Annotated in this window: 23 protein-coding genes and 2 pseudogenes; 14 read left to right on the forward strand and 11 right to left on the reverse strand. The window is 68.8% G+C overall.

Features of this window, described 5'->3' with window-relative positions:
• On the reverse strand, positions 1 to 186 hold the full coding sequence (locus AB8619_RS02605) for a hypothetical protein (protein ID WP_436794901.1): 186 nt from the start codon (positions 184 to 186) through the stop codon (positions 1 to 3).
• A 55-nt stretch (positions 187 to 241) separates the two neighbouring features.
• On the opposite strand from AB8619_RS02605, the gene AB8619_RS02610 reads away from it, so the two are divergent.
• From AB8619_RS02610 to AB8619_RS02630, 5 genes are all read left to right on the forward strand, one after another.
• Entirely contained in the window at positions 242 to 1597 is a 1356-nt protein-coding gene (locus AB8619_RS02610; RefSeq protein WP_436794902.1) for an FAD-dependent oxidoreductase, read from the forward strand.
• Positions 1594 to 1932: a P-II family nitrogen regulator gene (locus tag AB8619_RS02615; protein ID WP_436794903.1), complete on the forward strand. Its 339-nt coding sequence runs from the start codon at positions 1594 to 1596 to the stop codon at positions 1930 to 1932. Before AB8619_RS02610 ends, AB8619_RS02615 begins: the two co-directional genes overlap by 4 nt.
• A gap of 62 nt (positions 1933 to 1994) precedes the next feature.
• Positions 1995 to 2918, forward strand: coding sequence for an acyl-ACP desaturase (locus tag AB8619_RS02620; protein ID WP_436794904.1), 924 nt, complete (start codon positions 1995 to 1997; stop codon positions 2916 to 2918).
• 122 nt (positions 2919 to 3040) lie between these two features.
• Positions 3041 to 4294, forward strand: a complete 1254-nt coding sequence (locus tag AB8619_RS02625; RefSeq protein ID WP_436794905.1) for an ammonium transporter — start codon at positions 3041 to 3043, stop codon at positions 4292 to 4294.
• Positions 4295 to 4312: 18 nt separating this feature from the next.
• A complete protein-coding gene (locus AB8619_RS02630; protein ID WP_436794906.1) occupies positions 4313 to 6580 on the forward strand; it encodes a [protein-PII] uridylyltransferase in 2268 nt (755 codons plus the stop codon).
• A 21-nt stretch (positions 6581 to 6601) separates the two neighbouring features.
• On the opposite strand, the pseudogene AB8619_RS02635 reads toward AB8619_RS02630, so the two are convergent.
• Positions 6602 to 7201 (reverse strand): annotated as a pseudogene (locus AB8619_RS02635) (TlpA family protein disulfide reductase); the annotation flags it as partial.
• A gap of 12 nt (positions 7202 to 7213) precedes the next feature.
• A complete protein-coding gene (locus tag AB8619_RS02640; protein ID WP_436794907.1) occupies positions 7214 to 7621 on the reverse strand; it encodes a hypothetical protein in 408 nt (135 codons plus the stop codon).
• 39 nt (positions 7622 to 7660) lie between these two features.
• Between AB8619_RS02640 and AB8619_RS02645 the strand changes: the two genes are divergently transcribed.
• The gene (locus AB8619_RS02645; RefSeq protein ID WP_436794908.1) at positions 7661 to 8338 is read left to right on the forward strand and encodes an NUDIX hydrolase N-terminal domain-containing protein; all 678 of its coding nucleotides are present in this window, start codon (positions 7661 to 7663) and stop codon (positions 8336 to 8338) included.
• A gap of 4 nt (positions 8339 to 8342) precedes the next feature.
• Here AB8619_RS02645 and AB8619_RS02650 read toward each other — a convergent pair whose 3' ends face one another.
• Positions 8343 to 9179: a PAC2 family protein gene (locus tag AB8619_RS02650; RefSeq protein WP_436794909.1), complete on the reverse strand. Its 837-nt coding sequence runs from the start codon at positions 9177 to 9179 to the stop codon at positions 8343 to 8345.
• Between the two features lie 54 nt (positions 9180 to 9233).
• The gene (locus AB8619_RS02655; protein ID WP_436794910.1) at positions 9234 to 9410 is read right to left on the reverse strand and encodes a hypothetical protein; all 177 of its coding nucleotides are present in this window, start codon (positions 9408 to 9410) and stop codon (positions 9234 to 9236) included.
• Positions 9411 to 9484: 74 nt separating this feature from the next.
• Here AB8619_RS02655 and AB8619_RS02660 point away from each other — a divergent pair, with 74 nt between their 5' ends.
• Positions 9485 to 9967 (forward strand): GNAT family N-acetyltransferase, encoded by a 483-nt coding sequence (locus AB8619_RS02660; protein ID WP_436796338.1) that lies wholly within the window; start codon positions 9485 to 9487, stop codon positions 9965 to 9967.
• Between the two features lie 276 nt (positions 9968 to 10243).
• On the opposite strand, the gene AB8619_RS02665 is transcribed toward AB8619_RS02660, so the two are convergent.
• Positions 10244 to 10504 carry a DUF2442 domain-containing protein gene (locus AB8619_RS02665; RefSeq protein WP_436794911.1) on the reverse strand — a complete coding sequence of 87 codons (261 nt, stop codon included), beginning with the start codon at positions 10502 to 10504 and terminating at the stop codon, positions 10244 to 10246.
• A gap of 92 nt (positions 10505 to 10596) precedes the next feature.
• Between AB8619_RS02665 and AB8619_RS02670 the strand changes: the two genes are divergently transcribed.
• Entirely contained in the window at positions 10597 to 11019 is a 423-nt protein-coding gene (locus AB8619_RS02670; RefSeq protein WP_436794912.1) for a DUF1801 domain-containing protein, read from the forward strand.
• Between the two features lie 34 nt (positions 11020 to 11053).
• Here AB8619_RS02670 and AB8619_RS02675 read toward each other — a convergent pair whose 3' ends face one another.
• The 3 genes from AB8619_RS02675 to AB8619_RS02685 all read right to left on the reverse strand — a co-directional run bounded on the left by AB8619_RS02675 (position 11054) and on the right by AB8619_RS02685 (position 12322).
• On the reverse strand, positions 11054 to 11383 hold the full coding sequence (locus AB8619_RS02675) for a hypothetical protein (RefSeq protein WP_436794913.1): 330 nt from the start codon (positions 11381 to 11383) through the stop codon (positions 11054 to 11056).
• A gap of 89 nt (positions 11384 to 11472) precedes the next feature.
• Positions 11473 to 11967, reverse strand: coding sequence for an SRPBCC family protein (locus tag AB8619_RS02680; RefSeq protein ID WP_436794914.1), 495 nt, complete (start codon positions 11965 to 11967; stop codon positions 11473 to 11475).
• A 13-nt stretch (positions 11968 to 11980) separates the two neighbouring features.
• On the reverse strand, positions 11981 to 12322 hold the full coding sequence (locus tag AB8619_RS02685; RefSeq protein WP_436794915.1) for an ArsR/SmtB family transcription factor: 342 nt from the start codon (positions 12320 to 12322) through the stop codon (positions 11981 to 11983).
• A 138-nt stretch (positions 12323 to 12460) separates the two neighbouring features.
• Between AB8619_RS02685 and AB8619_RS02690 the strand changes: the two are divergent.
• Positions 12461 to 13108: pseudogene (locus AB8619_RS02690) on the forward strand (flavin-containing monooxygenase); the annotation flags it as partial.
• Between the two features lie 1255 nt (positions 13109 to 14363).
• Positions 14364 to 15068, forward strand: coding sequence for an alpha/beta hydrolase (locus AB8619_RS02695; protein ID WP_436794916.1), 705 nt, complete (start codon positions 14364 to 14366; stop codon positions 15066 to 15068).
• Positions 15069 to 15080: 12 nt separating this feature from the next.
• On the opposite strand, the gene AB8619_RS02700 is transcribed toward AB8619_RS02695, so the two are convergent.
• Positions 15081 to 16457 carry an MBL fold metallo-hydrolase gene (locus tag AB8619_RS02700; protein WP_436794917.1) on the reverse strand — a complete coding sequence of 459 codons (1377 nt, stop codon included), beginning with the start codon at positions 16455 to 16457 and terminating at the stop codon, positions 15081 to 15083.
• An 87-nt stretch (positions 16458 to 16544) separates the two neighbouring features.
• On the opposite strand from AB8619_RS02700, the gene AB8619_RS02705 reads away from it, so the two are divergent.
• The gene (locus AB8619_RS02705) at positions 16545 to 17315 is read left to right on the forward strand and encodes an isocitrate lyase/PEP mutase family protein (protein WP_436794918.1); all 771 of its coding nucleotides are present in this window, start codon (positions 16545 to 16547) and stop codon (positions 17313 to 17315) included.
• 29 nt (positions 17316 to 17344) lie between these two features.
• On the opposite strand, the gene AB8619_RS02710 is transcribed toward AB8619_RS02705, so the two are convergent.
• A complete protein-coding gene (locus AB8619_RS02710) occupies positions 17345 to 17803 on the reverse strand; it encodes a MaoC/PaaZ C-terminal domain-containing protein (RefSeq protein ID WP_436794919.1) in 459 nt (152 codons plus the stop codon).
• 29 nt (positions 17804 to 17832) lie between these two features.
• Here AB8619_RS02710 and AB8619_RS02715 point away from each other — a divergent pair, with 29 nt between their 5' ends.
• The 3 genes from AB8619_RS02715 to AB8619_RS02725 all read left to right on the forward strand — a co-directional run bounded on the left by AB8619_RS02715 (position 17833) and on the right by AB8619_RS02725 (position 22960).
• On the forward strand, positions 17833 to 18327 hold the full coding sequence (locus AB8619_RS02715) for a GNAT family N-acetyltransferase (protein WP_436794920.1): 495 nt from the start codon (positions 17833 to 17835) through the stop codon (positions 18325 to 18327).
• A 49-nt stretch (positions 18328 to 18376) separates the two neighbouring features.
• Positions 18377 to 19618 carry an NAD(P)/FAD-dependent oxidoreductase gene (locus AB8619_RS02720; protein ID WP_436794921.1) on the forward strand — a complete coding sequence of 414 codons (1242 nt, stop codon included), beginning with the start codon at positions 18377 to 18379 and terminating at the stop codon, positions 19616 to 19618.
• Positions 19619 to 19726: 108 nt separating this feature from the next.
• Complete coding sequence (locus AB8619_RS02725) at positions 19727 to 22960, forward strand: carboxyl transferase domain-containing protein (RefSeq protein ID WP_436794922.1); 3234 nt, start codon at positions 19727 to 19729, stop codon at positions 22958 to 22960.
• The last annotated feature ends 21 nt before the right edge of the window (positions 22961 to 22981 follow it).

Raw genomic sequence — 22981 nt, forward strand, 5'->3', positions numbered from 1 at the left:
TCAGTCCTCGGGACGGTCGAGGCGCTGCCAGCCGGTGTCGGTGATGGCACGGGGTTCGAAGAACAGACAGTCCTCGGGGCACGCGAACGGCATCTCCTCGGCGGCGCCCAGTCGACACCGCTGGAGCACGTCGCCCGCGGGCGTCGAACGGGTCGAGTAGTGCCGACAATCCTCGCGAACAGCCACGGCGCCCAGTGTCGCGGAGGATGGGCACCAGACCCGACCGGTAGGGTCCGCGCCCATGAGTGAGCGTCTCCTCGTCATCGGCGGTGATGCCGGCGGCATGGCCGCGGCATCGCAGGCCCGCCGTCGCCAGCCCTACATGGAGATCGTCGCGCTCGAGAAGGGCAATCGGACCAGTTACTCGGCCTGCGGGATCCCGTACCTCGTGGCCGGCGACGTCCAGAGTCCGGACGATCTCGTCGCCCGGACGCCGGAGGAGTTCCGCGACAAGCACCGCATCGACGTGCGGATGCACCACGAGGTCATGGGCATCGACCTCGATGCCCGCAAGGTCGAGGTGTACGACCATGCTCGGCAGCGGACCTTCCAGCTGGGGTTCGATCTGCTCCAGATCGGAACCGGCGCCCGGCCGATCCGTCCCGACATCCCCGGCATCGACCTGCCGCACGTGCTCGGCGTCCAGACGGTCGACGACGGCGTCGCGCTCCTCGAGCGCGCCAGGCAGTCGCAGTGCCGGAAGGTCGCGGTCATCGGCGGGGGCTACATCGGCATCGAGATGGCCGAGGCGTTCATCCGCTGGGGTGCCGAGGTCACGCTCATCGAGGGCAACGACCAGGTGATGCGTACGTTCGACCCCGACATGGCCGCACCGATCGCCCGTGCGATGCGATCGCACGGTGTCGACGTCCGGTTGGGCGTCCGAGCCCTCGGTTTCGACGAGAAGCACGTACTCACCGATGACGGACCGATCGCTGCCGACCTGGTCGTCCTGGGTCTCGGCGTGACGCCGAACTCCGAACTCGCAGGCGAGGCCGGTGTGACGCTCGGCGTCCGCAACGCCATCCGGGTGAACCGCCGTCAGCAGACCTCGAAGCCTGGGGTCTACGCCGCGGGGGACTGTGCCGAGTCGTTCCACCGGGTGAGCAAGCGACAGGTGCACGTGGCGCTCGGCACCGTGGCCAACAAGCAGGGCCGCGTCGCGGGGATCAACCTCGGCGGTGGGTATGCGACGTTCCCCGGTGTCGTCGGCACGGCGATCACCAAGGTCTGCGCCACCGAGATGGCGCGCACCGGGCTCAACGAGTCGGAGGCCGATCGCAACGGCTTCGTCTACGAGTCGGTCACCATCTCGTCGACGACCCGTGCCGGGTACTACCCGGACACGAAACCGATCTCCATCAAGCTCCTCGCCGAACGGGGCTCGCGCCGGGTCCTCGGCGCACAGATCGTGGGGGAGGAGGGCGCGGCCAAACGGATCGACGTCCTTGCCACGGCGATCACCGCAGAGATGACGGTCGACGACGTCGTCGACCTCGACCTGGCGTACGCACCACCGTTCTCGGGCGTGTGGGACGCTGTGCACATCGCAGCCCGGAAGGCTGCCCAAGCGCTCGACGCCACGGAGCAGACGTGAAGCAGATCACCGCCATCATCAAGCCGTTCAAGCTCGACGACGTGAAGGAAGCCCTGAAGGGCATCGGCATCCAGGGGATGACCGTGTCCGAGGTGCAGGGCTTCGGTCGGCAGTCGGGTCACACCGAGGTGTACCGGGGCGCCGAGTACACGGTGGAGTTCGTCCCCAAGGTGAAGGTCGAGGTCGTCGTCGACCACGGCCAGGAGATCGGTGTGGTCGACGCGATCGCCGAGGCGGCCCAGACCGGCACGATCGGCGACGGCAAGATCTGGGTCACGGACCTCGACGCCGTGATCCGCATCCGCACCGGTGAGCGTGACGCAGACGCCGTGTGATCGGCGTGCGCGGTGTGACAGGTGACCTCGCACCTCTACCGACCGGTCGGTAGGCTCGCGGCATGCCGTTGTCCGATGCCGCGCTCACCGAAGAACTCGCGCCCGTGGTCGCCGGGCTCGTCGACCGTCACCTGACGAACACCAAGGAATGGTTCCCCCACCGTCTGGTGCCGTGGAGCCGTGGTGAGGACATCGGTCCGGACTACGAGTGGGACCCGGCCGACACGGTGCTGTCCGACGAGGTCCAGTCGGCGATGATCGTCGACCTCCTCACCGAGGACAACCTGCCGTACTACTTCGAGACGATCTACAACCTCTTCGGCAAGCACGAGCCCTGGGGCGTGTGGGCCCGACGCTGGACCGCCGAGGAAGGCCGCCACGCGATCGTGATCCGCGACTACCTCCACGTGACGCGCGCTGTCGACCTCGACGAACTCGAGCGTGGACGCATGGCGCAGGTGTCGCTCGGCGAGGTGCCGCACCCCGAGTCGGTCCAGGACGGCCTCGCCTACGTGACGATGCAGGAGCTGGCGACCAAGATCAGCCATCGCAACACCGGGCGGCTCCTCGACGACAAGGTCGGCTACCAGGTGATGGCCCAGGTCGCCGGCGACGAGCAGCTCCACCACGTCTTCTACCGCGACGCCGCCACCGCCGCCCTCGAGGCCGACCCCGACGGCATGGTGATGGCCATCGACCGGCAGGTCCGCACGTTCGCCATGCCCGGCACCGGCATCCCCGGTTTCGCGCAGCATGCCAAGCGCATCGCCCGAGCGCAGATCTACGACATGCAGATCCATCTCGATCAGATCCTGCGCCCGATGGTGATCGACCACTGGAAGCTCCCCGAGCTCGAAGGGCTCTCGCCGGAGGCCGACGAGGCCCGCACGACGGTGCTCAAGTACCTCGAACGTGTCGACTCGGCGGCCAAGAAGATGGCGGCTCGGCGCGACCGGGAGATCGAGCGAGAGCTCACGTCGGCCTGACGAGGAACCCGTTCACAGAGCGGAAACAATCAGGACCCTCGCCCGTCACACGCTGACGCGAATGTGAACCGAACACCTGCGGCGATCTGCCGCGGGTCGTCCGCGAGTGTGGAGGAAATCCGTTGGAAGGCAACAACGCCTGGTTGCTCATCTCGTCAGCCCTGGTTCTGTTCATGATCCCGGGTCTGGCGTTGTTCTACGGCGGGATGGTGCGTTCGAAGAACGTGCTGAACATGCTGCTGATGAACGTGTACTGCGCCCTGGTGATCCCGGTGATCTGGGTCGTGGCCGGCTACTCGCTCGCCCTCAACGGAAACAGCGACTCGCAGTTCATCGGCAACACCGACCTCTTCGGTCTGTCCGGCGTCGACGACGGCGCCACGTTGCTCGGCATCGCGTTCCTGATGACGTTCGCCGCCATCACACCGGCGCTCATCTCCGGGGCGATCGCCGACCGCATGAAGTTCGCCGCCTGGGCCGTGTTCGTCCCGGTGTGGAGCATCCTCGTCTACTGCCCGGTGGTCTTCTGGATCTACGGCCTCGACGGTGACGGCGAACTCGTCGGCTGGCTCGGCGCTCGTGGCTCGCTCGACTTCGCGGGCGGGACCGCGATCCACATCAACGCCGGCGTGGCCGCGCTCGCCATGGTCCTCGTGCTCGGCAAGCGCAAGGGATGGCCCCGAGAGGCCATGCCGCCGCACAACCTGCCCCTCGTCATGCTCGGCACCGGCATCCTGTGGTTCGGCTGGTTCGGCTTCAACGCCGGCTCCGCCTTCGCCGCCGACGACATCGCCATCCAGGCGTTCATGAACACCTTCCTCGCCGCAGCGGCAGGCGGCCTCGCCTGGCTGGTGATCGAACGGATCAAGGACGGGCACTTCACGACCCTCGGCGCATGCTCGGGCATCGTGGCCGGTCTCGTGGCGATCACCCCTGCAGCCGGGTTCGTCGGTGGCATGGCCGGGATCGTCTTCGGCGTCGTGGCCGGCGTGGTGTGCTACCTCGCCATCCAGCTCAAGTACCGGTTCGGCTACGACGACAGTCTCGACGTCGTGGGCGTGCACATGGTCGGCGGCATCATCGGTGGGCTGCTCATCGGCTTCTTCGCCGACTCGAGCATCATCGGTCGGACCGCCGGGGACTTCCACGACGGGGTGTTCTTCGGCGGCGGCACCGAGCTGCTCATCGAGCAGGCGCTCTCGATCGTGGTGGTCCTCGTGTACTCGTTCGTCGTGACGTTCGCCCTCGCCAAGATCCTGTCGGCGGTCATGGGCATCCGCGTCGACGAGGTGGCCGAATCCGGTGGCCTCGACCAGTCCGAGCACGCCGAGTCGGGCTACTCGCTCGCCGACCTGGGCTCGATGCAGCGGGGCTAGCCCCGCCTCGCGACCCAGATGGACCTCACTCACGACGATCTCCGTGCCGACCGGACCCTGGTCGGGCGCGCCTTGTGCGAGGCGTACTCGGACCGTGCCGACGCCTACCTCCAGGGGCTGTTCGACGGTGCGGTCGATGTTCCGTCGGGCGTGGCGCTCGTCGCGCTCGGTGGATACGGGCGTCGCGAACTGAGCCTCCAGTCGGATCTCGACGTCCTGCTGTTGCACGACGGAAGCCGCGACATCGGGCCGGTGGCCGATGCGATCTGGTACCCGGTCTGGGACACGGGAGTGAAGCTCGGCCATGCCGTGCGTACGACCAAAGAAGCTCTGGCCCTCGCCGCCGACGATCTCGACTCGGCGACGGCACTGCTGCAAGCACGACACCTCGCTGGCGACGCGGCCCTCACCGCCGCGTTGATCGACAAGGCGAAGGAGCTGTGGCGCAAGCGGGCAAAGTCGTTCCTGCTCGAGCTCTCCGAGCGGGTGCGCGAGCGCCATGCCCGATCGGGTGAGGTCGCGTTCCTGCTCGAGCCCGATCTCAAGGAGGGTCGTGGCGGTCTCCGCGACGTGCAGTCGCTCCACTGGGCTGCCGAGGCACGAGAGCTGTTCTGGGAGGGCGACGCCGTGGCCCTCGACGAGGCGTACGACGTCCTGCTCGCCACGAGGGTCGAACTCCACCGGAGGACCGGGCGACGCGGTGATGTCCTCGTGCTCCAGGAGCAGGATGCCGTCGCCGAGGCGCTCGGCGACGCCAGTGCCGACGACCTCATGCACCGGGTCGCGACGGCGGCCCGGACGATCGCCTTCTGCTCTGACGACACCTGGCGTCGGGTCGAGGCATCGCTGCGTGGTCCGCTCGGGCGTCTGGGCCGACGCGAGCGCAGCGTGGCGCCGACCATCGTCGTCCGCGGCGGCGAGATCGTGTTGACGCCCGACGCCGACCTCGCCGACCCGAGCCTCGGACTGCAGGTGCTCGCGGTCGCCGCCACCGAGGACCTCCCGGTCCACCGATCGACACTCGACCGCCTGGTCGAGGTCCCCGCCATGCCGTCACCGTGGCCGGAAGCGGCACGGAAGGCGTTCGTCACCGCACTCGGTGCCGGCCGCCCGGCCATCGGGCACATCGAGTCGTTCGACCAGCACGGGTTGTTCACCAAGGTGCTCCCCGAGTGGGCGGCAGTCCGTTCGAAGCCGCAGCGGAACGCCTACCACCGGTTCACGGTCGATCGTCACCTGTGCGAGGCCGCGTCGAACGCCGCTGCCTTGACCGCTCGGGTCGACCGCGACGACCTGCTCCTGGTGGGCGCGCTCCTCCACGACATCGGCAAGGGATTCCCCGGAGACCACACCGAGGTCGGCATGGAACTCGTCGACACCATCGGGCGACGCATGGGGTTCTCGGACGCCGACGTCGCGACGTTGGTCGCCATGGTCGAGCACCACCTGTTGCTGCCCGACGTGGCCACGCGTCGAGACCTCGACGACGACGACGTGATCCACCGCGTCGCCGATCAGTTGCAGACCCAGGAACGGCTCGAACTGCTCCATGCGCTGACCGAAGCCGACTCGCTGGCCACTGGTCCGGCAGCGTGGAGTCCGTGGAAGGCCGAGTTGGTCGACAGCCTCGCCAGCCGTGTCGAGCACGTGCTCGCTGGAGGGTCGGCGCAAGAGGTCACCGTCGAATTCCCGACCCCGGGTCAACTCCACCGGTTGTCGCAGGGTGTGCGGGTCATCGAGGGTCACGAACAGGCCCTGACCGTCATCGATGTCGATCGACCGGGCCTGTTCAGCCGCGTCGCCGGCGTACTCGCGCTCCACGGCCTCGCGGTGCTCGACGCCAACATCTCGACCATCGACGGCCGGGCACTCGAGGTCTTGACCGTTGAATCGAGCTTCGGCCCGACGTTCTCGTGGGACGCGATCGAGACGGACGTCGCGTTGGCGCTGGACGGCCGCCTGGCGCTCAAGGCCCGACTGGCGGAACGGGAGGCGACCTACCGACGTCCCCCGAACGCGCTGGCCGTCGACGCTCGGGTGGAGTTCCATCTCGACGACTCGTCGACCGCCACGGTGGTCGAGGTCCACGCAGCCGACTCCGTCGGTGTCCTCTACCGGATCACCGATGCCATCGCCGAGCTCGACCTCGACATCAGCAGGGCTCGGGTACAGACCCTGACCGACGAGGTCGTCGACTCGTTCTACGTGCAGGGCCGTGGTGGCGAGAAGGTCGGCCAGGACCGGCGTGTCGAGCTGCGCAAGGCGATCCTCCACGCCCTGGCCTGAGCGTCGGTCGCCTCGTCCGTCTCACTCGGCGTAGCTGTTGCGGCCCCGCTGGTCCCACTCGATCGCGAACGCGAAGAACTCGTCGCCGAACGGGTCGGCGCCCTGGAGTGGCATCGACCCGCGACGGATCGTCCAGTCGTCGGGCGCGAGCGTCGCGGCCTCGGCGAAGTGCGGTGCGGCAGCCTCGTCGTCGCCGGAGCGATGGAGCCAGGCCGCGACCCGTCGATGTGCCCGAGCGAGCGAGGGTGCTTCCGAGGGCGGCTGCGACCAGCGTGCGAGGAGCTCGCGGTCGAGCTCGCCGTCGACGACCCAGCGGCGCAGGGCGTCGTGGTGCACGGAGGAGTCGACACCGGAGAACTCGCGGAAGCGGTCGTCGCCCGGAGCGATCGTGGGAGGGCGGACCATGTTCCCGTCCTCGTCGAACCAGACGGCGGTCGGCACGTTCACGATCCCGAACCAGTCGGCGACGACGTGATTGACGTCGAGCACCGACGGGAAGCTCAGTCCGGCCTCGACGACCCACGGCCGGGCGGCATCGACGTCACCGTCGAGGCTGACCGCGACGGCGGTCACCCCGTGGTCGGCGAGATCGGCGATCAGTTGCTCCCAGACCGGGAGCTCGTGGCGACACCCTCACCACGACGCCCAGGCGATGAGCACGACCTTCTTGCCGGCCAGGCCGGACAGGTCGACCAAGCGACCCTCGTCGTCCGACGCCGAACAGTCGGGGAGCGCGAGGTCGTGGAGGTTGCGGACCTCGCCGCGGCCCATCGGGTCGTCGGCCAACGCGAGGACGGGTCCTGCGGGGTCGAAGACCGTCTGCTTGCCGAGCGCCGCGGCGACCGCGCGCAGGTCGAGTGCACCGTCGTCGCCGTCGATGGGCTCCCGGACCGGGACGCACACCGGGCCGCGACAGAGCCCTTCAGGCTTCCGAGTCCAGCCGATGGCTGCGTCGAGATCGTCGGCGGAGATCCACACGGCGTCACCGTCGATGCGTGCATCGACGGTCGTCTCGGCGTCGTCGAGCACGGTGATGGTCATCGGCCCACCGTGCCACATCGCTGTGGCTAGCGTCGCTCCATGACCGATTCCGGAGGACCCACCCGCCAAGACCTCCTCCGGTGGTCTGAGGCATTGGCCGGGATCGCGAAGACCGGTCTGGGGTTCACCGACAGCCTCTACGAACGAGAGCGCTACGAAGAGATCCTCGCGGTCGCCGGCGACATCCGCGTGGCTGCCGGCTCGGACTTCGACCCCGATCACTTCATCGACGAGTGGATGAAGGGGGTCGGCGACGGTGTCCCGGGATATCAGACGCCCAAGATCGCGATCGGTGCCGTCGTCCACAACGACCAGGGCGAGATCCTGCTCGTCCAGCGATCCGACTCCGGGGTCTGGCTGTACCCGACCGGGTGGGCCGACATCGGCTACTCGGCCGCCGAGGTCGCGGTGAAGGAGGTGCACGAGGAGACCGGCATCACCTGCGAGGTCGAGCGCGTGCTCATGGTCCTCGACGGCATGCGCCTCGGGTTCACCACGGTCCCGCTCTATTCGCTCGTGTTCTTGTGCCGGGCGACGGGGGGAGCGCTGCAGGCCCACGAACTCGAGACCATGGACGTCGGTTTCTACGGCCGCGACGCGCTGCCCGCACCGATGGCGGGATACGACCACTGGGGCGACCACGTGTTCCGAGCCATCGACGGTGAAGACGTCGACGTCTGGTTCGACGTCCCTCGCTCCGACATCTGGCGCCGCTGACGCCTCAGTCCTGATCGCGGAGGAAGCGCTCGACCTCTTCGATCAGGTCGGTGGGGTCGTCGTCCTGGCCCTCGTCGTGGCGCTGTTCGAGCGCGGCCACATAGGCCTGCGTCTCGTCGTCGTCCTCGACCAGTTCGTTGATCTGGCGCTCGTACGACGCAGTGGCGATCTCGAGGTCGGTCGTGATGACACCCACGTCGAGCAGCGCCGCGGTCTTCTCGACCAGCGCCAACGTCGCCTTGGGGGACGGTGACCCGGGCACGTAGGTCGGCACGGTCGCCCACAGTGATGCCGAGGTCATCCCGGCGGCGCGGCACTGTGCGTGGAGCACGCCCACGATGCCGGTCGGGCCCTCGTAGGTCGACCGGGTGAGCCCGAGTTGTTCGACGACCTCGCCGTCGTACGCAGTGCCGGCGATGCCGACGGGGCGGGTGTGGGGGACCTCGGCAAGCAGTGCCCCGAGGGTCACGACCATCGCAGCGTCGTAGGTCCGGGCCACGTCGATCGTAAGGTCGCAGAACGTCCGCCACCGCAGTTGCGGCTCGACGCCCTGCAGGAGGATCACGTCACGGCCGTTGTCGGGCAGTTGGCCGGCGGAGAAGGTGTTGCTGGGCCAGTCGATCACCCGCGCATCGCCGTCGATGCGGACCTCCGGACGGGTCGACGTGAAGTCGAAGAACTCTTCCGGGTCGATGTCGGCGAAGGGCTCGGCATCCCAACGGTCGGTGAACCAGCGCACAGCCGAAGACGCAGCGTCGCCCGCATCGTTCCAACCCTCGAACGCCGCGATCAGCACGGGACGTTCGAGCGTGGGGCGGTGATTCCATCGGAGATGCTCCACGTCGCGAGGCTACCGGCGTCCCGCGTCGGTTCCGGTGGAGTCCGTTCGGTGGAGTCAGGCGGTCGCGCGGGCGTCGTCCGGCGACGTTCGTGACGCCACCCGCTGGCGGAGGGCCTCGACGTCCCGCTCGGCGTCGTGATGCCGCAGCAGTTCACTACGGCAGTTGCGCAGCGCTCCGGCGGTGCCGACGGAGTCGTCCCAGATCACCCGCACGATGTCGACGACGTTCATGATCGTGACGGTACGAGGGGACCGTGACACCCGGGTCGCCGCGTCGTGACGATGACGTCTCCACCGTCTGAACACTGGCTGACGTCCCGAGGAGACCACGAGCCGCCGATAGCGTGCCGGGCATGTTCATCGAGATCGTCGCCGAGGTCACCGACGCCCTGGTCGAGGCGTACCAGCGCCTCACGCCCCAGCTGTCGAAGTCGAACCCTCCGCCGGACCGGGAGGCGCTCGAGGACATCGTCGCCGCCACCGCGACCGACATGTTCATCGCCACGGACGACGACGGGACGATCCTCGGCACGTCGACGCTCGCGGTCTTCCGGATCCCCACGGGACGTCGGGCCTGGATCGAGGACGTCGTCGTCGACGAGGCCGGTCGGGGCCTGGGAATCGGCGGGGCGCTCACCCGCGCCATGGTCGACCGCGCCGCCGAACTCGGGTGCACGACCGTGGACCTGACGTCGCGCCCGTCACGCGAAGCCGCCAACCGCCTCTACGTCCGCGAAGGCTTCGAGGTGCGAGAGACCAACGTCTACCGGCGAACGTTGGAGAGCTGACGTCGCCGAGGGTGGACAGGCGTCAGCGAGACGACGACCGTGTGCGATAGGTAGTGGTTCCGGATCGCCCCACAGAACACCTCAGCACCCCCGGTGTGGCGTTCGATCTGATTCTGGGCTGCGAATCCGCGCGCCGGTGAGCGGAATCGCAACCCAGAGGCTGTGAGCCGCGACGACGTGCCGATAGCCCTGGCCCTTCGTGGACGTCCAAGGCAACAGAACGGTGCCGCCGCTCATTCGGTGGTTCGACCGTGCCATCCGAACCCGCAACCGGACTCAGGCGAGACTGAGTACCTGGGCGTGGAGGGCATCGGGGGCGAGGTCAGCTCCGTCGGGCCACGTGACGGTGCCGAGTTCGGAGTCGACCGCGACTCGGGAGAAGTACTCGGCGTCCTGGAGTGCCTCGAAGACGGGGCCGACCGGGGAACGGAGGCGGTCGGACAGATCGACGTCGCCGACGAGGCCGTCGGCGAACGTGAGCTGGAGGCGGAATCCGCCGAGATGTTCGACGGCGAGGATCTCGTAGGGCGCGGTCATGGCAGCGGGCCGGTGAGTACGGTGCCAGTGCCGGTGGCGATCGCGATCTGGGCTTGGTCGTCGCCGTACTTGGCATGGACGGTTCACGCACGATGACGAAGGACCCCGACGACGTGAAGCTGCTCTCCGGCGGCAACCCACAGATCCCCAAGGGCGACGGCGACGAGCCGGTCCAGGCGTACCTGGACGCCATGCCGGAGTGGAAGGGCACCATCGGGCGTCACCTCGATGGCCTCGTCCGGGAGGTCGTTCCCGAAGCGGTCCGGGCGGTCCGGTGGAACTCGCCGTTCTACGGCATCGACGGGAACGGCTGGTTCCTCAGCATGCACTGCTTCACGAAGTACGTGAAGGTCACGTGGCTGAACGGCGGCGCGCTCGATCCGCCCCCGCCGGGGACGTCGAAGTACGAACACGTCCGCTACCTGGACATCGGCGAACACGACGGGATCGACGATGCCCAGGTCCGAGACTGGCTACGTCAAGCGGCGGCGATTCCCGGCGAGGCCACGTTCTGAACCTGCAGCGCGGGTGTCCGCCTCCATTGGCGGGTCAGTGGCCGCCGCCACCACCGTGGAGATCGATGCCCTTCGCGGGATTGCACAGTGCTCCCGGCGTCTCGCCGAGCTCGTCGAGGAAGGCCTTGAGTCCGAGTCGGACGGCCTGACCGTACGACTGGACCTGTCCGCCTTCGGGGAACTCGGCATCCGGATCGTCGTTCAGTCCGGAGAACGAACAGATCGAGCGAGCGTGCTCCGGACCGCGCTCCACTTGTCCTCGCGGAACGCCCTCCGGTTTCCCGGCGCCGGCGGCGTCGATCCCGACGCCGCCGATGACGACCGCACACATTGCACCACTGGCCAGAATCCGTCGCAGCTTCATCGCGACACCTCCATGCTCGTTGGACAACGCTGATTTGCGCTACCGGAAAGTGTCGCGCCGAGTGGCACATCTGGGAATCGGAAATGTGGTCAGCCGTCGCCGGCGGTGAGGAGGGTGGCGAGCTTGTCGATGGCCATGGTCCACCCGGCAGCTCCGGGGGAGTCGGCGGGGACGCCCGCGTGGGTCATCGTCATGTGGGTCTTGCCGCCGTCGTCGACGAGTTCGACGGTGACTCGGGTGGTGGTCGGGTGGCCCTCGGCCATGCCGGCCTCGGCGGCGGTCAGGACGGTGCCGTCTTCACGGCACATGGCTTCGGTGTAGACGAGGCGACCGTGCGGGGCGACCTCGAGGTACTCGCCGGTGAACCACATCTGCATCAGGCCACCGGGTGTCTGCATCTCCATGCAGATCAGCCGTGAGCCGCCTTCTCGGACGTCCATCTCGGCGACCGGGATCGATGCGCCGGTGGGGCCGTACCACTGGGCGAAGTGGACCGGGTCGGTCCACAGCGCCCAGACGCGCTCGATCGAGGCGTCGAAACTCCGCTCGATCACCACGTCCTTCGAAGGTCCTTGTCCGGTCATCGTCGTTTCCTCGTCATTCGTGGAGTCGGGAGAGGTAGTCGTCCATCTGGTCGAAGCGGGTCTCCCAGACGTGCCGGTACTGCTCGGCCCAGGTCGACACCGCCTCGAGTGGCGCGCCGTCGAGAGCGCACGGTCGGTACTGCGCTCGGCGTCCTCGAACGATGAGCCCGGCGCGCTCGAGGACCTTGAGGTGCTTGGAGATCGCGGGCAGTGACAGCTCGAAGGGCGCAGCGAGTTCGTTGACTGTCGCCGCACCCTCGGAGAGGCGCGCCAGGATCGCTCGCCGGGTCGTGTTGGCGAGCGCGGCGAAGGTCTCGCTGAGTCGTTCCTCGTCCATCGTCGCGATCGCTGCCATGGCCTGTACTTTCCCTCTTGGTTTGTTAACCAACACCGAAAGTACGAGAGATTGCGGCAGATGTCAACGCCCGCGTCGGTGTGTGACACTGGCGCCGCTGCCCGTGGCGGGCCGCCACGTATTCCTGAGGGGGAACCGATGACCGAAGACGACGGGTCGATCGCGACCGTGACCACCGATGTCGTGGTGGTCGGCGCCGGCTTCGCAGGGCTCTACCTGCTCCACCGGTTCCGCAACGCGGGCATCGACGCCCTGGGCATCGAGGCGGGCGACGACGTCGGCGGGACCTGGTACTGGAACCGGTACCCCGGCGCACGCTGCGACATCCAGAGCGTCGACTACTCCTACAGCTTCGACCCGGAGCTCGACGAGGAGTGGGAGTGGTCCGAGCGCTACGCCACCCAACCCGAGATCCTCCGCTACGTGAACCACGTCGCCGACAAGCACGACCTGCGTCGCGACATCCGGTTCGGCACCCGGGTGGTGTCGGCGGTCTGGGACGACGACGCGAGCGTGTGGACGATCAACACCGCCCGCACCGACGGGTCGGGGGCCGACACCGTCACGTGCCGCTACTACGTCATGGCCACCGGCTGTCTGTCTGCACCGAAGGAACCCGACATCACCGGGGTCGATCGATTCGAGGGTGAGGTCTTCTTCACGAGTCGGTGGCCGCACGAGGACGTCGACTTCACGGGCAAGCGCGTCGGCGTGATCGGGACTGGGTCGAGCGGGATCCAGTCGATCCCGATCATCGCCGCCCAGGCCGCCGACTCGGTGGTGTTCCAGCGCACGCCCAACTTCTCGCTGCCGGCCCGCAACGGTCCGGTCGCCGCCGACAAGATGGAGAAGATCCTCGGCCGCCGATCGGAGTACCGCGAGGAGGCGCGCTGGTCCCGCACCGGCGTTCCCCTCGAGCGTGCCGTCGAGAGCGTGTTCCAGGTCGACGAGGCCGAGCGACTGCGTCGGTTCGAGGCGGCGTACGACGAAGCCGAGCTGTTCTCGATCCCTGGCACCTTCACCGATGTCCTGGTCGATCCCGCGGCCAACGAACTGGCGTCCGAGTTCGTCCGCGGCAAGATCCGTTCGGTCGTCGACGATCCCGAGACGGCCGAGAAGCTCTGCCCCACGACCTTCCCCCTCGGGAGCAAGCGACTCTGCCTCGACAGCGGGTACTACGAGACCTTCAACCGCCCGAACGTGCACCTCGTCGACCTCCGGTCGACGCCCATCGAGACGATCACGGAGTCGGGACTCAACACCACGGACGCTTCGTTCGAGTTCGACGTGCTCGTGTTCGCCACCGGATTCGACGCCATGACCGGCGCCATCGTCAGCGTCGACATCACCGGACGTGACGGCGTGCGCCTGGCCGACAAGTGGGCGCACGGGCCCAAGACCTACCTGGGCCTCACCAGCGTCGGGTTCCCCAACCTCTTCATGGTGACGGGGCCGGGCAGCCCGTCGGTCCTGTCGAACATGATGGTCTCGATCGAGCAACACGTCGACTGGATCACCGACTGCATCGAGGACCTCCGCCGAGACGGCCTCGACGTGATCGAGCCCACCCCGACCGCAGAGGACGCGTGGGTCGAACACGTGAACCGTTGGAGCGAGCTCACCCTCTACCCCCAGGCCGACTCCTGGTACATGGGAGCCAACGTCCCGGGGAAGCCGCGGGTCTTCTTGCCCTACGTGGGCGGCGTCGACCGCTACCGGCAGGTGTGCGTCGACGTCGTCGATGCCGGATACCTGGGCTTCGAGCGACGGGGTGATGATCGCGTCGAGCGGGCCGATGGCGTGATCCGGCGGATGATGCCCGACGTCGAGGTCCTGCTCGAGACCATGGCCGAACTCGATCTCCCGACGATGGACTCGATGTCCCCCGAGGACGCTCGGGCGTTCGACGCGGCCGTCGAGCGCGCAGCGTCCTCCCGGACCCGAGGTCGGCGAGATCGTCGACGGAACCCTCCCGGGGGCCGACGGAACGCTGCGCTATCGCTGCTACCGGCCGGCGACCGACGGCCCGTACCCCGTGGTCGTGTACTTCCACGGCGGCGGATGGGTCCTCGGGAGCGAGGTGTCCGACGACCCGTTCTGTCGGGACCTGTGCGTTCGTTCCGGCGCGATGATCGTCTCCGTCGACTATCGACATGCGCCCGAGGCCCGGTTCCCCGCGGCAGCGGACGACGGGTACGCCGCCGTGCGCTGGATCGCGGACCACGCGGAGGAACTCGGCGGGATCCCCGGCCGTGTCGCCGTGGCCGGCTGGAGTGCCGGCGCGAACGTCGCTGCCGTGGCGTGCCAGACGGCCCGCGACGCCGGTGGTCCCACGATCACCGCGCAGATCCTCGTCTGTCCGGTGACCGACTCCGACCTGACCCGGCGTAGCTACCGCGACAACGGTGAGGGCTATCTCCTCACCGCCGATCTGATGTCGTGGTTCTGGGACCACTACGCCGACCCGGCCGATCGGACCGATCCGCGGGCAGCGCCGCTGCGTGGCGATCTGGCAGACCTGCCGCCGGCGCTGGTCGTGACGTGCGAGTTCGATCCGCTCCACGACGAGGGCGTCGCGTACGCCGAGGCCCTGGCCTCGGCCGGTGGCGAGGTCGAACACCTCGAGTGCCTCGGTCAGGTCCACACGTCGTTGACTGCCGTCGGCATGATCGTCACCGGTGCGCCCCACCGTGAGGAGATCGCCGCAGCGATGGCTCGTCTCGTCGCCGTCGAACCGGCGCGCTGATCGACGTCAGCGTCAGCCGGCGGGCTGCGCGGCGCGCCAGGCGCCGTAGCCGCCCAGGAGGTCGGACACGTCGCCGAAACCGGCAGCAGCCAGGCGACTCAACGCGATCGACGAACGGAAGCCGCCTGCACAGAACACGACCGTGGTCTGCGACGCATCGAGGCTCGCGAGCCGCTCGTTGAGCTGTGTGAGCGGGAGGAGTCGGGCACCCTCGATCGTGCCCTCGGCCGTCTCCCCGGGTTGCCGGACGTCGACCAACTGCAGACCGGGGTCCGACGCCATCGCCTCACGGAGCATGTCCACGTCGATGCGCGAGCTCTGGACGACGTCGTCGGGGTGCGCAGACATCACACCGACCGGATCATCGAGATGGCCGACGACGTTGTCGAACCCGATCCGGGCCAGTCGGGTCTTGGCCTCGAGTTCCATCCCCGGCTCGGTGACGAGGACGATCGGCGCGCCCGGTTGGATCACCCCGCCGGCGAACTCGGCATACCGTCCACCGAGGCCGACGTTGACCGCACCCACGAGGTGCCCGACGGCGAACTCGTTGGGGTCGCGGGTGTCGAGGACGATCGCCCCCGCACGCTGGTGACGGAGTACAGCATCGAGATCGAGTGACGTCGGCGGTGTCTTCTCGTCGAGGATGGGATGGACTTCGCGGTTCCGGTGAGCGTCGTAGGAGAAGTAGGCCGGCGGTGCCGACTGCCCGTCGGTCACGACCCGGACGAACGCTTCCCTGGTCATCGGCGCGAGCGCGTAGTTGGAGGTCCGTTGCTCGCCGATCGTCGAGGTCGTCTCCGTCGACAGGTTCTTGCCGCAGGACGAACCCGCGCCGTGGGCGGGGAAGACCCGAGCGCTGTCGGGGAGCGTGAGAAGTCGTTGGTGCAGCGAGTCGTAGAGCATCGATGCGAGGTCGTCGCTCGACATGCCGATCGACGACAGGAGGTCCGGTCGGCCGACGTCGCCGATGAACAGCGTGTCGCCGGTCAGCACGCCGTAGGGCTCGTCGTCGGCGTGCTCGCGCACGACGATGCTGATCGATTCCGGCGTGTGTCCCGGCGTGTGGCGGATCTCGAGCGTGACGTCGCCGAGCGAGATGACCTCGCCGTCGGCGAGCTTGCGCGAGTCGAACTCGGTCTCGGCGACCGAGCCGTAGGCGATGGTGGCACCGGTCGCTGCTGCGAGCTCGAGATGGCCCGAGAGGAAGTCGGCGTGGAAGTGGGTCTCGATGACGAGCTCGATCTGCATGCCGTGTTCGGCCGCAGACTCGACGTACGGCGCGATGTCGCGCCGTGGGTCGACGACGACGGCCCGCTTCGAGGTCTCGTCGCCGATGAAGTACGACGCCTGCGACAGGCAGTCGAGATAGTGCTGCTCGAAGATCATGCGAGGAACTCCCTGGGTCGAACCCGACTCGGTCCAATCGTGTCACTCCGGGGCGATCGCTGCTGCCGATCGGCAACACTCTGACCCATGGACGTGACGTCGCGCTTCCACGAGCTGCACCGGCGGGGCTTCTTCGCGATGCCGAATGCGTGGGACGTGGGGTCGGCCGTCCGCCTCGAACGCCTCGGGTTCTCCGCCGTCGCCACGACGAGCTCGGGGCACGCGGCATCGCTCGGCAAGTCGGACCAGGAGGTGACCTTCGACGAGCTCTGTGCGCACGTCGAAGCCGTGGCCGCTTCGGTCTCGGTCCCGCTGAGCGTCGACAGCGAGCGTCTCTTCTCCGAAGATCTCGACGGTGTCGAGGCCAACGTCGGAGTCTTCGGGCGGCTGGGTGCTGCCGGGGTGTCGATCGAGGACTACGACCCGTCGACCGGCTCGATCGACGCGATCGACGTCGCCGCCGACCGGGTCGCCGCTGCGGTGTCCGGTGCGCAGGAGCACGGCCTCGTCGTCACCGCGCGAGCCGAGAACCATCTCTACGGCGCCGGCGACCTCGACGACACGATCCACCGACTCCTGGCCTACGCCCGCGCCGGCGCTCACTGCGTCTACGCCCCTGGTCTCACTGAACTGAGCGACATCACCCGCGTGGTCGACAGCGTCGACACGGCCGTCAACGTCCTCCTCCGTCCCGCCGGCCCGCCGCTCGTCGTCCTCGCCGACCTCGGTGTCCGCCGTGTGAGCGTCGGTGGACGACTCGCCCACGTCGCCTACGACGCGATGGAGACCGAGGCGAGATCGCTCCTGGCGCATGTCGCTCCGCCGGGTGAGGACCCGTCGAGTCCCCGCGAATCGTGACGTCGGCCCCGTCCGGCGACGCGGCTGGGTCAGCCGACGGCGTCGGGCCTCCGATGGACGAGGATCACGCCGACGTTGCGATAGAGGACGCGATCGTCGGCGTCGACCAGTGCGTTGTCGACCTCGATGATCCCCATCGTCGGCCGTGACGACGAGGGCCGCTTGTCGACGACCTCGAGGCGCAGTCGGATGACGTCGCCGATCCGTCCGGGAGCGGCGAACTTGCCTTCCCGCTGTCCGAGACCGGCGGCGAGCGCCATGGGCCGAGGGTTCTGGAAGTGGAGCGCCGACATGACGCACTGGAGGTGGCAGGCGCAGGCCACGAGCTCACCGAACACCGAGTCCTTGGCTGCTTCGTGGTCGAGGTGCCACGGCTGCGGATCGAAGCGGGTGGCCATCTCGATGATCTCGGCTTCGGTCAACTCGTAGGCGCCCCACTCGTGGGCGACGCCGACCTGGAGGTCCTCGAAGTACAGGGGTTCGGTCACGGCGGGCGAGTCTGCCAGGCTCCTTCGCCGTGGCCGATTGGGTGATCCGTGACGTGACCGTGGACGACGTCGAGTCGGTCGTGGCGGTGAATGCGGCGAACGAACCCGAGGTCGGGCCGCTCGACGTCGCTCGGGTCGAGCTGTTCCTGTCCTCGGCCGACCGGTTCCGTCTCGTCGAGCTCGACGGCGAGATCGTCGGCGTGTTCGTCGGCCTCGTCGAGGGCCTCGACTACCCGAGTCCGAACTACCAGTGGTTCGCACAGCGTCACGCTCGGTTCGCGTACGTGGACCGCATCGCACTCCAACCCGCAGCGCGCGGACTCGGTGCCGCCGCGGGGCTGTACGACGAGTTCGAGACCTGGGCGCGCGGGTCGTCTCGGCCGGTGGTCTGTGCCGAGGTGAACACCGTGCCGCCCAACCCCCGGTCGCTCGCGTTCCACCGTCGCCGCGGGTTCGCGGTCGTCGACGAGATCGCCCCCTACGGTGGCGACGAACGGGTCGCCATGGTCGAGATGGTGCTGTGATCGACGGGGCGACTGTGGGTTCGCAGCGCTTTCGGGCGACAATGGCGCCGTGGAGATCGGCCTGAACGAGCACTACGACGTCGCGGTGATCGGCGGCGGACCTGCCGGCGCGGCTGCAGCCATCCAGGCGGCGCGGGGCGGCGCCAAGGTCGTGGTCTTCGAGAAGGGCAAGTACGGGCGCGACAAGGTCTGTGGCGACGGTCTCACGCCGCGAGCCGTGGCTGCACTGCAGGACCTGGCGGTCGATCTCGACGCCGAGGGCGTGCACCGAATCGACGGGTTGCGCATGATCGCCGGCAAGCAACGCCGCCAGCTCCCGTGGCCGTCGCACGGCCGGTTCCCGTCGCACGGCGCTGTCTGGCCACGTCGCCGGCTCGACGCCCACCTCGTCGACGTCGCCGACAAGGCCGGCGCCGAACTCGTCTACGAGACCGCAGCCCTTCCGATCATGGACGGCGACCGGGTCATCGGGGTCGAGGCCGGATCGCGTCGGATCGGTGCCGACCTGACGGTCGTCGCCGCCGGCGCCCAGGGCAAGACGGCGCGCATGCTCGGTGCCGAGCGGGACCCGAACGAACCGTTCGGCCTCGCCATCCGCGCCTACATGGAGACGCCACGGCATCTCGATCGCCATCTGGAGGCGTGCCTCACCCTGCGCGATCGCCACGGCACACCCGTCCCGGGATACGGGTGGATGTTCCCCTGCGGCGACGGGACCGTGAACATCGGCGTGGGTGCGTTGTCGACGATGAAGCGGTTCAACGACCTGAACCTGAACACGCTGCTCGACGACTATCGGGCGCTGGTCCGCGACGAGTGGGGTCTCGACGGCGAGTACCTCGAGCGCCCCCGGGCCTGGCGTCTGCCGATGAGTTCGGTCAAGCGGCACGGTCCCGGCTGGGTCGCGATCGGCGACGCCGCAGGTCTCATCAACCCGATGAACGGCGAGGGCATCGACTACGGCCTCGAGTCGGGAATGCTGGCGTCCGACCTCTTCCTCGCCGACCCGTCGACCGCTCCGGAGAAGTACGACGTCGAGATCGGTGAGCGCTTCGACGCCTTCCTCCGCACCGGTCGTCGCTTCTCCTTCTTGATCGGCCACCCGTGGATCCTCCGCAACGGCCTTCGTCTGGCGGTGGGGACCGAGGCGATCGCCAACATCACGCTGGCGGTCATGGGGAACCTCGTCGACAACGACACTCCCGGTGCCGCGGGCCGTGTGCTCCGCATCGCCGACCGGGCCCTCGCGACGGCCGACCCACTCCTCCGCAGGACCCGCGCCTCGTCCTGACCCACCCGCCCCCCGCACCCACATTTCGTTCTGGGTGCGCGATCGGGACGTGGAGAGTGACAATCGCGCACCCAGAAGCGTGGGGTCGGGGGCTGGCAGGATGCCGGGGTGCCGTCGCTGTCGAAGGTCCTGATCGCCAACCGGGGGGAGATCGCCGTCCGGATCGCCCGCGCCGTCCGAGCGGAGGGCATGGTGCCGGTCACCTGCCACACCGTCGACGACGCCTCGTCGCCCCACGTCGGCGCCGCGGACGAGACGGTGGCGCTGCCCGGGACCGGGCCGGCGGGCTATCTGGACATCGCAGCGGTGGTGACGGCGGCGGTGGAGTCCGGATGCGACGCGATCCATCCCGGCTACGGCTTCCTGAGCGAGAACGAGACCTTCGCCCGGACGGTCGGCCAGGCGGGCCTGACGTTCGTCGGCCCCGGCCCGGACCAGTTGCGGCGCTTCGGTGACAAGGCGGAGGCCAGGGCAGCGGCCAGCGCGGCCGGGGTCCCGGTGCTCTCCGCGACCGAGGGTGGCGTCGACCTCGACACCGCCCGGACCTTCCTGCAAGAACACGGCGCGGTCATGCTCAAGGCCGTGGCCGGCGGCGGTGGCCGGGGGATGCGTCCGGTGCGCGACCTCGACGCGCTCGAGGAGGCCTTCGCCGCATGTTCCCGTGAGGCCGAGGCCGCCTTCGGTGATGGTGCGTTGTACGCCGAGGAACTGCTGGCCGACGCGCGGCACGTCGAGGTGCAGATCGTCGGCGACGGCGTGAGGGTCGAGCACTGCCACGAACGGGAGTGCTCGCTCCAACGCTCGCGCCAGAAGCTGATCGAGTTCGCTCCCGCGTGGTGGCTGGACGCCGACCTCCGACGAGCGCTGCACGACGCCGCTGTGCGGCTCGGCGAGCGGGTGGCCTACGACTCTGTCGGCACCGTCGAGTTCCTCGTGTCGGGCGATCGGTTCGCCTTCATCGAACTCAATCCCCGCATCCAGGTCGAGCACACCGTGACCGAGGAGGTCTGTGGCATCGACCTCGTGCGGTTCCAACTGCGCCTGGCCAAGGGCGAGAGCCTCGGAGCGCTCGACCTGTTCTCCCCGCCGCGCCTCGACGGTTTCGCCGTCCAGGCGCGCGTGAACATGGAGACCCTGGGAGCGGGCGGGCAGATGGTGCCGACCGGCGGGGTGATCGAGACGTTCACGCCACCGCCCGGCGTACGCGTCGACACGTTCGCGGCCGTCGGCTACGAGACCAGCCCACGGTACGACTCGCTCCTGGCCAAGGTCGTCGTCCGCCATGGCGACCACACAAAGGTCCTCGGCGCCGCAGCCGATGCACTCGACGCCCTGGTGATCGAGGGCGTCGAGACCAACCGGACGCTGTTGGCGACGATCCTGCGCGAGCCGGACCTCGAGGTCGGCCGATTCGACACGACATGGCTCGAGACCCACCTCGCCCGGCTCGCCCCGGCGGCGGCTCCCGTGGGCGAGACCTCGACCGGCCAGACCCAGACCGACCAGACCGACACCGGCCAGACCGGCGGGACCGGTCAGATCGCCGCACCGCTGCAGGGGACCATCGTCCGGTTCGAGGTCGCCGTCGGTGACGAGGTCCCCGCCGGCGCTCCGGTGGCGATCATGGAGGCGATGAAGATGGAGCACGTCGTCACCGCGACGGGCTCCGGGATCGTGCGGTCGCTGGGCGCGTCGGTCGGCGACGCCGTGGTTGCCGGTCATCCGTTGCTCACCGTCGAACCGGCCGAGGTCGCTGCCCGTGTCGAGGCGGTCGAAGACGACGTCGATCTCGACCACATCCGCCCCGACCTGGCCGAGGTGATCGAGCGGCACGCGCACGGACTGGACGAGAACCGCCCGGACGCCGTTGCGAAGCGACGGAAGCTGGGCAAGCGGACGGCGCGGGAGAACGTCGCCGACCTGCTCGACGACGGGTCGCTCATCGAATACGGGGCGCTCGTCGTGGCTGCGCAGCGGAAGCGGCGCTCGGAGGAGGAGTTGCGCGAGAAGACGCCGGCCGACGGGATGATCGGCGGCGTCGGCACGGTGGGCGGACACTCGGTCGCCGTGGCCTCGTACGACTACACCGTCCTGGCCGGCACGCAGGGGCTGAACAACCACCGCAAGAAGGACCGGCTCTTCGAGATCGCCGAGCACCAGCGACTGCCGTTCGTGTTCTTCACCGAGGGTGGGGGAGGTCGCCCCGGCGACACCGACGGCACCGGTGTGGCCGGCCTCGACTGCTTGGCGTTCGCCTACTTCGGGCGCCTGTCGGGCCTGGTGCCGCTCGTGGGCATCGCCAGCGGCCGCTGCTTTGCCGGGAACGCTGCGATCCTCGGATGCTGCGACGTCGTCATCGCCACCGCCGACGCCAACATCGGCATGGGCGGGCCGGCGATGATCGAGGGGGGTGGCCTCGGCGTGTACCGCCCCGAGGAGGTCGGTCCCATCGACGACCAGATCGCCAGCGGCGTCGTCGACATCGCGGTCGCCGACGAGGCCGAAGCGGTCGCCGTCGCCACGAAGTACCTGTCGTACTTCCTCGATCCGGTGCTCGAGGGCTCGGCCCACGACCACGCCGACCAGCGCCTGCTCCGCCGAGCGATACCCGAGAACCGGCTGCGCGTGTACGAGGTCCGGAACGTGATCGAGACGCTCTTCGACACCGACTCGGTGCTCGAGTTGCGCCGTGGGTTCGGGGCCGGGATGGTCACGGCGCTGGCCCGGATCGACGGGAGAGCGGTTGGCGTGATCGCCAACGACCCGACACACCTCGCCGGTGCCATCGATTCCGACGGGGCCGACAAGGCCGCCCGGTTCATGCAGTTGTGCGACGCCCACGACCTGCCGATCGTCTTCCTCTGCGACACCCCGGGGATCATGGTCGGCCCCGAAGCCGAACGGACCGGTCTGGTCCGACACGCGAGCCGCTTGTTCGTCACCGCCGGAGGACTGACCGTCCCGTACATGACCGTCGTGCTCCGCAAGGGCTACGGCCTCGGCGCCCAGGCCATGGCCGGCGGGTCGTTCCACGCCCCGTCGTTCATCGTCGGGTGGCCGACGAGCGAGTTCGGGGGCATGGGTCTCGAGGGTGCGGTACGCCTCGGCTACCGCAACGAACTGGCCGCCATCGAGGATCCCGACGAACGCGAGCGGACATTCCAGGAGATGGTGGCCCGCATGTACGAGGTGGGCAAGGGCGTGCGCATGGCCGAGGCGTTCGAGATCGACGACGTGATCGACCCCGCCGACACGCGGCGCTGGATCAACGCCGGCCTGGCCGCAGCGCCGGCGCCGACGCCGCGCTCCGGCAAGAAGCGTCCGAACATCGACACCTGGTGAACGCCATGTCCTAGCTTCCGC

Source organism: Actinospongiicola halichondriae (genome assembly GCF_049103745.1).
Lineage (GTDB): Bacteria > Actinomycetota > Acidimicrobiia > Acidimicrobiales > Salinilacustritrichaceae > Salinilacustrithrix > Salinilacustrithrix halichondriae.

What these genes read in the sequence shown, in the direction of transcription:
- AB8619_RS02610 (WP_436794902.1), top strand. Translation starts at nt 242, where the DNA reads ATGAGTGAGCGTCTCCTCGTCATCGGCGGTGATGCCGGCGGCATGGCC.
- AB8619_RS02620 (WP_436794904.1), top strand. Translation starts at nt 1,995, where the DNA reads ATGCCGTTGTCCGATGCCGCGCTCACCGAAGAACTCGCGCCCGTGGTC.
- AB8619_RS02630 (WP_436794906.1), top strand. Translation starts at nt 4,313, where the DNA reads ATGGACCTCACTCACGACGATCTCCGTGCCGACCGGACCCTGGTCGGG.
- AB8619_RS02640 (WP_436794907.1), bottom strand. Translation starts at nt 7,621, where the DNA reads ATGACCATCACCGTGCTCGACGACGCCGAGACGACCGTCGATGCACGC.
- AB8619_RS02645 (WP_436794908.1), top strand. Translation starts at nt 7,661, where the DNA reads ATGACCGATTCCGGAGGACCCACCCGCCAAGACCTCCTCCGGTGGTCT.
- AB8619_RS02655 (WP_436794910.1), bottom strand. Translation starts at nt 9,410, where the DNA reads ATGAACGTCGTCGACATCGTGCGGGTGATCTGGGACGACTCCGTCGGC.
- AB8619_RS02665 (WP_436794911.1), bottom strand. Translation starts at nt 10,504, where the DNA reads ATGACCGCGCCCTACGAGATCCTCGCCGTCGAACATCTCGGCGGATTC.
- AB8619_RS02670 (WP_436794912.1), top strand. Translation starts at nt 10,597, where the DNA reads ATGACGAAGGACCCCGACGACGTGAAGCTGCTCTCCGGCGGCAACCCA.
- AB8619_RS02675 (WP_436794913.1), bottom strand. Translation starts at nt 11,383, where the DNA reads ATGAAGCTGCGACGGATTCTGGCCAGTGGTGCAATGTGTGCGGTCGTC.
- AB8619_RS02680 (WP_436794914.1), bottom strand. Translation starts at nt 11,967, where the DNA reads ATGACCGGACAAGGACCTTCGAAGGACGTGGTGATCGAGCGGAGTTTC.
- AB8619_RS02685 (WP_436794915.1), bottom strand. Translation starts at nt 12,322, where the DNA reads ATGGCAGCGATCGCGACGATGGACGAGGAACGACTCAGCGAGACCTTC.
- AB8619_RS02700 (WP_436794917.1), bottom strand. Translation starts at nt 16,457, where the DNA reads ATGATCTTCGAGCAGCACTATCTCGACTGCCTGTCGCAGGCGTCGTAC.
- AB8619_RS02705 (WP_436794918.1), top strand. Translation starts at nt 16,545, where the DNA reads ATGGACGTGACGTCGCGCTTCCACGAGCTGCACCGGCGGGGCTTCTTC.